Genomic DNA, 6,072 nt, shown 5'->3' on the forward strand with positions numbered 1-6,072 from the left:
TATGAGAATACAGGAATATAGTGTATTAGACCACTAGATATATATTGGAGGTAGCATAATGATAAAATTAATAGTTTCTGATATGGATGGAACACTTTTAAATAGTGAACATAAGATATCAAAAGAAAATTTAGAGGCAATAAAAAAAGCAGAGGAAAGAGGTGTACATTTTGCCATAGCAACAGGTAGAGCATATCAAGATGTAAAGCCTTTTATTGATGAATGTGACTTAGAGTGTCAATGTATACTTATGAATGGTGCAGAGTATCGTGATGAAAATGGAAAAATATTAGAAAATATTTATATTGATAAAGAAAAAACAAGAAGAATTTTAGAAGTTTTAAAAAACGGTGGATTTAGTGTTGAGTTGTATACAGATAAAGGAATATATACAACTAACACTAAAGAAGAAGCATATCAAGGAATGATATATAGGGTTAAAAGTTTTGATCCTCATTTATCAGAAGAAGAGATATTAGAAAATGCTAAAGTTCATCCTCATCTTTTGAATTTAAAGTATATAGAAGATATAAATAAATTTTTAGAAAGTGAAATAAATATAGCTAAAGTCATCGTTTTTTATGATGATGTAGATGTAATTAAAAAATTAAAGTTTGATATAGAAAAGATAGAAGGATTAATTGTAGCATCAACTTTTGTAACTAACGTAGAAATTAATAATATAGAAGCGCAAAAAGGACTTATATTATCTAAAGTTATTAAAAAAATGGGAATAAATAAAGATGAGGTTATAGTTCTAGGAGACAGTTTTAATGATTATTCATTATTTACTGAATTTCCAAACTCGTTTGCTATGGAAAATGCTATACCAGAAATAAAAGAAATAGCTAAACATATAACAGATACTAATGATAATTCAGGAGTAGCGAAGGCTATTTACAAAGCAATAAATGAAGAAATTTAATATTATGTTTTAAAATAGCGTTGATATATGTATAAGTAAATAATACATATATCAACACATATTTAAATGTAGAGGATTATTTTTAAATTTATAATTTATGTGAACTATAATTTTAAAAAATTTGTATATAAAAAGATAAGTATATATAAGAATATTTTAATAATACTTACAATAGTATAAAGTTTCCAACTATGATATAATTAGATTAATATATCATAAGATGTAGCGACGATTTTAGGAGGAAATACTATGGAGATATTATTAGGAATTTTAAGTATTATTGGCACAATAGCGATAACTATTTCTATGGGGAATATAGAAAAGGCATGTAATAAAAATAATTAAGGGTATTTTATCAGACTACTTTTAAAATAAATATGTTAAATGTAAAGGTTTAATATATAAAAGCATGAGTATCAATTAATGATCATTTAAAATAGAGCGTATATGAAAATGCAAACTAGAATTTTAGTTTGCATTTTTTGTTATGTAAAAATTCCTAGTATAAAAGGAATGTAAGAATAAATGTAAAATTTTAGCATGAACATATTGTATTGAACATTGAACAGTGATAATATGAAGTTGTTCATAAAATGAACAAATAAAATTATGGTGTCAATAAGGGGGATACATAGAATGAATAGGGTATTGAAAAGAATTTTTGCAATAGGATTAGTGGCAGTTAGTTCTGTGGGATTAATTTCTTGTAATAATGGGAAAAGTCAAGAAACTTTAAGTAGTAATGGAAAAATTCAAGTTGAATATTGGTATGGTCTTGGAGGAAAACTTGGGAAAAATATGGAGAATATAATAAGTGATTTTAATGATTCTCAAGATAAGTATGAAGTTAAGGGGATTTCACAGGAAGATTATGATGCAACTTTTAAAAATTTACAAGCAGGTATTGCAGCTAAAAAAGCACCAGCACTTGCAATTCTAGAACCAGATAAAGCTTCAATTTTAAATAATAAAGATGTACTTGAAAATGTAGACAAGTATACGGTAAATTATACTGATTTTAATGAGGACAACTATATAAAATCATTTTTGGATTCATGTAAAAAAGAAAATAAATTATATGCATTTCCTATGTTTGGAACAACACAAGTTTTGTATTATAACAAAAAAGCATTTGCAGATGCAGGGGTATCTATAGAGTCTTTAAATACATGGAATGCAATTTCAGAAGCTTGTAAAAAGGTGGTTAAAAAAGATGGAGAAGAAGTTAAATTTTATGGATGGGAACCTATGTGGGGAGCTGATAATTTAATTGACGCATCATTAAGTAATGGTGGAAGTATTTTGAGTGAAGATGGAAGTTCCATATTAATAAATTCACCACAGTGGATAGAAGTTTGGGATAATTTTAGAAAGTGGATACATGATGATAAAATTATGAAAGTTAATTCAAGTGGACAAGGATGGGAATACTGGTATTCAACAATTGATGATGTTATGCAAGATAGAGCAGTTGGATATACTGGTTCATCAGGAGATCAAGGCGATTTAGACTTTGAAAAGTTAGGAGCTATTGAACAACCTGCATTTAAAGAGGGAAAAGAAGCAAAACCAATTGCAGAAGCAAGGCTTTTGGTTATTCCAAGTATAGCAAATGAAGAAGCTAAAAAGGGCGCTTATGAATTTATTAAATATTTTACAAGCCCAGAAGTTAATGCAAAATGGTCAATAGCTTCAGGATATATTCCTGTTAATAAGACAGCATGTAACACTAGTGAATTTAAAGAATATGTAGAAAAAAATCCACAAGCACTTGTTCCAATAACACAAGCCTTACATGCAAGCAAATCATTTATTGACCCAACTAACGGAAAAATATATGATGCTTTAAAAGTTGCAGCAGATAAAGTTGAATTAGAAAATATATCAGCACAAGAAGCATTAGATGAAGCTCAAAAAATAGCACAATCAGAATTAGATAAAACTTTAAAAAAGTAATAAAACTTTAGCCTATGTTTTAAATATGTGTTGATATATGTATAAGCAAAGTGGACTGAATAATTGAACTTAGGAATACTAAAAATGATTATAGTCCAATTTTAGCTTGCTATCAATATAAAATTGAGACAATCAGTAAATATGACAATACTCATTAACAATTCTCAAAGTTCAATTACAATGCCACGTTGCCTATTGCATATATCAACACTTTGCTAAAACATAGCATGAAATTAAAGTCTGATAATCTATCAACAGAACGTTTACAAAAACAGTGGAAAAGTATTTGCTATTGTGGATAAGTTTTAGAATGTTATAAGTGAAGATGTATATAAATTTATATACTATTCTAATATAGTGTTGATATTTGCAGCTTTGTTTATTAAATAGATGAGCAGATATTTAATAGAAATTCAAATTTTATTTAAGGGGTTATGGAGAGAGTTATGAAGAGATCTAATACTAAAAAATTTGATGAAATTTTTACTATACTTATGTTTGTATTACCAGCTATGATTCCACTTATAATATTTTGGATAGTTCCAATTTTCAAATCATTATTTATAAGTTTTACAGATTGGGATTATATAAGTGCTCAATACAGTATTGTAGGTTTGAAAAATTATAGTCAGTTATTTTCTAATAAATTATTTTATGATGCATTAAAAAATACAATTATATTTACATTAGGAACATTACTTCCAACAATAGTTGGTGGGTTAAGTTTAGCATTATTACTGAGGTCAAATCTTAAATCATCACTAATATATAAAACTATAATATTTTCTCCATGGATAACTCCTACAGTTGCGATTTCTATTGTATGGAGTTGGATATTTGAACCTAATTATGGATTTGCAAATTATATATTAACTTTATTTAATTTACCTAAATTACAATGGTTACAAAGTTCAAACACTTCTATGATTGGAGTAATTATTGTTACTGTTTGGAAAAGCATAGGATGGGCTATGATATTTTATTTAACTGCACTAGAAAAAATACCTAAAGATTTATATGAATCAGCTTCAATTGATGGGGCTGATTCATTAAATAAATTTAAGAGTATAACATTACCTTTAATTTCACCTACTACATTTTTTCTATGTGTAATAACAACAATAAATTCTTTGCAGGCATATGATCAAATTCAAGTATTGACTCAGGGAGGACCATCTGGAAGTACTAGAACATTATTATATATGTATTATCAATGTGCATTTGAAAATTTTAATATGGGAGAAGCTACTGCAATAGCAACAGTAATTTTACTTATAACTTTAGTATTATCACTAATTCAATTTGTTGCTTCAAAAAAGTGGGTACATTATTAGTTACTTTATTTTAAGATGGAAAATAATAGAGTTTTATAAGTTTAAAAAAATAGGTAGGACCTAGGAGTGAGTAAACATTAGTTGAAAATTGAGAGTAAAGGAACAAATTCTAGTGTGGAATTTTAAAATGTATATTTTGGGAAAGATAATAAGGCTTTGAACCAAGACGCTCAACTCTCATCTTTCCACTTTTAAATAAAAAAGACGTGGCACAGCCACTTTGTTTGTAGGGGGTAAATTGTATATGGTAGAAAGAAAATTATATAGAGATAATCAGGTGTATTTAGAAAGTATTAAAAGTAATATTAGCAAAAGAAAAGTAAATTATAAAAAAATATTAGTTAATACAATAAGATATATTTTTATTGTATTAGTAAGTATAATAGCTTTCTTCCCATTTTTCTGGATGGTATCAGGTGCATTGAAATTAAAAGATGAAATATTTCTTTTTCCACCTAAATTAATACCGTCAAATCCACAGTGGAGTAATTTTATAGAGATATTCAAAGAAGCTCAATTTGGACAATATATGTTCAATAGTTTTTTTACTTCTTTTACTGAAGTGGCATTCCAAGTATTTACAGCAGCAATGATAGCATATGCTTTAACTTTATTAGAGTTTAGAGGTAAAAGGTTATTGTTCGGAGTGATAATGGCAATATATATGTTACCATCAGCAGTTACATATGTTCCATGCTATATTTTGCTTTCTAATTTAAATTTAATAGATACACTTTCAGGATTGATAGTAAGTAATTTAGTTAGTATATTTGGAATATTTTTATTAAGACAAGCATTTTTGCAAGTTAATAAAAGTTTAATAGAGGCAGCAAGAATAGATGGAGCTTCTCATTTTAAGATATTGTGGAAGATAGTATTCCCAATAACAAAGCCAACCTTTATAACTTTAATTTTAATAAATTTTGTAACTTATTATAATGACTATATGTATCCATCTCTAATTTTAAAGAGTCCAGAAAAGTTTTTAATTTCATCAGGACTTAGACAATTTTTTATTGAAGGTGGAGCATACGGAATAAAATGGCCACAAGTTATGGCAGCAAGTACAATAACTATACTTCCATTATTAATATTGTTTGTAATTGCTCAAAAGTGGTTTATGAAAGGAATAGGAGACACCGGTGTAAAGGAATAGTAAAAGTACATTTGAAACATATTGAATAATTTTATATAACAAAAAGATTAAGATATTATCAAGGTAATATTGATTTAGATTGTATATCTAAAGGTGAAGATTACAATAAACTCACAAAGAGTTATATAATTTTTATATGTACATTTGATTTATTTAATAAAGGATGCCATAAATATACTTCTGAAAGCATTTGTTTAGAAGATAATAGCATAAGGTTAAATGATGAGGTTCAAAAGATATTACTTAATACAAAAGGAGTAGTGGATGATTTAAATGATGAATTACTTGAATTTCTTAAATATGTAGAAGAATCAACTGATGATGTAGTAAAGAATTCAAAAGGAAGCCTTGTTAAGAAGATACATAGCAGAGTTGAAAAAGTGAAAAATGATTCATTGATGGAGGTGGAGTTTATGACACTTTTAGAAAGAGATAGAGAAAAAATTGAAGAAGGCATTGAGCTTACTAAAAAGGTATTTAAACTTTCAAATGCAGGACATAGTTATTCAGAAATAGCAAAAGAATGTCAAATAAGTGAAGATAAAGTAAAAAAATATTAGAATAAATATATGATTAAAAGGAGTTATCTAGGAATAATTTAAAAAATATCATTTGGTAACTATTTTAATTTAGATTCTATTTTAATTGTAAGTTGATATATGCAATAAATAAAGGTGGCATTGTAATTGGACTTTTAGAAT

The 6,072-nt window shown here is 26.9% G+C and carries 4 protein-coding genes and 1 pseudogene; all 5 read left to right on the forward strand.

Annotated elements, in window-relative coordinates; genetic code table 11:
• Positions 1 to 58 precede the first annotated feature (58 nt).
• Positions 59 to 925 carry a Cof-type HAD-IIB family hydrolase gene (locus RYM86_RS15775; RefSeq protein ID WP_315081679.1) on the forward strand — a complete coding sequence of 289 codons (867 nt, stop codon included), beginning with the start codon at positions 59 to 61 and terminating at the stop codon, positions 923 to 925.
• A 636-nt stretch (positions 926 to 1,561) separates the two neighbouring features.
• On the forward strand, positions 1,562 to 2,881 hold the full coding sequence (locus RYM86_RS15780) for an ABC transporter substrate-binding protein (RefSeq protein WP_315081681.1): 1,320 nt from the start codon (positions 1,562 to 1,564) through the stop codon (positions 2,879 to 2,881).
• Between the two features lie 446 nt (positions 2,882 to 3,327).
• Positions 3,328 to 4,215, forward strand: a complete 888-nt coding sequence (locus RYM86_RS15785) for a sugar ABC transporter permease (RefSeq protein ID WP_315081682.1) — start codon at positions 3,328 to 3,330, stop codon at positions 4,213 to 4,215.
• A gap of 244 nt (positions 4,216 to 4,459) precedes the next feature.
• The gene (locus tag RYM86_RS15790) at positions 4,460 to 5,371 is read left to right on the forward strand and encodes a carbohydrate ABC transporter permease (protein WP_315081683.1); all 912 of its coding nucleotides are present in this window, start codon (positions 4,460 to 4,462) and stop codon (positions 5,369 to 5,371) included.
• Positions 5,372 to 5,406: 35 nt separating this feature from the next.
• Positions 5,407 to 5,931, forward strand: a pseudogene (locus RYM86_RS15795) (transposase); the annotation flags it as partial.
• Between the last annotated feature and the right edge of the window lie 141 nt (positions 5,932 to 6,072).

Origin of the sequence: uncultured Clostridium sp. (assembly GCF_963527835.1) — a bacterium.
In the GTDB taxonomy this organism is placed as follows: Bacteria; Bacillota; Clostridia; order Clostridiales; family Clostridiaceae; genus Clostridium.

Excerpts from the sequence above, each read along its gene's own strand:
- RYM86_RS15790 (WP_315081683.1), top strand. The coding sequence starts at position 4,460 with ATGGTAGAAAGAAAATTATATAGAGATAATCAGGTGTATTTAGAAAGT.
- RYM86_RS15780 (WP_315081681.1), top strand. The coding sequence starts at position 1,562 with ATGAATAGGGTATTGAAAAGAATTTTTGCAATAGGATTAGTGGCAGTT.
- RYM86_RS15785 (WP_315081682.1), top strand. The coding sequence starts at position 3,328 with ATGAAGAGATCTAATACTAAAAAATTTGATGAAATTTTTACTATACTT.
- RYM86_RS15775 (WP_315081679.1), top strand. The coding sequence starts at position 59 with ATGATAAAATTAATAGTTTCTGATATGGATGGAACACTTTTAAATAGT.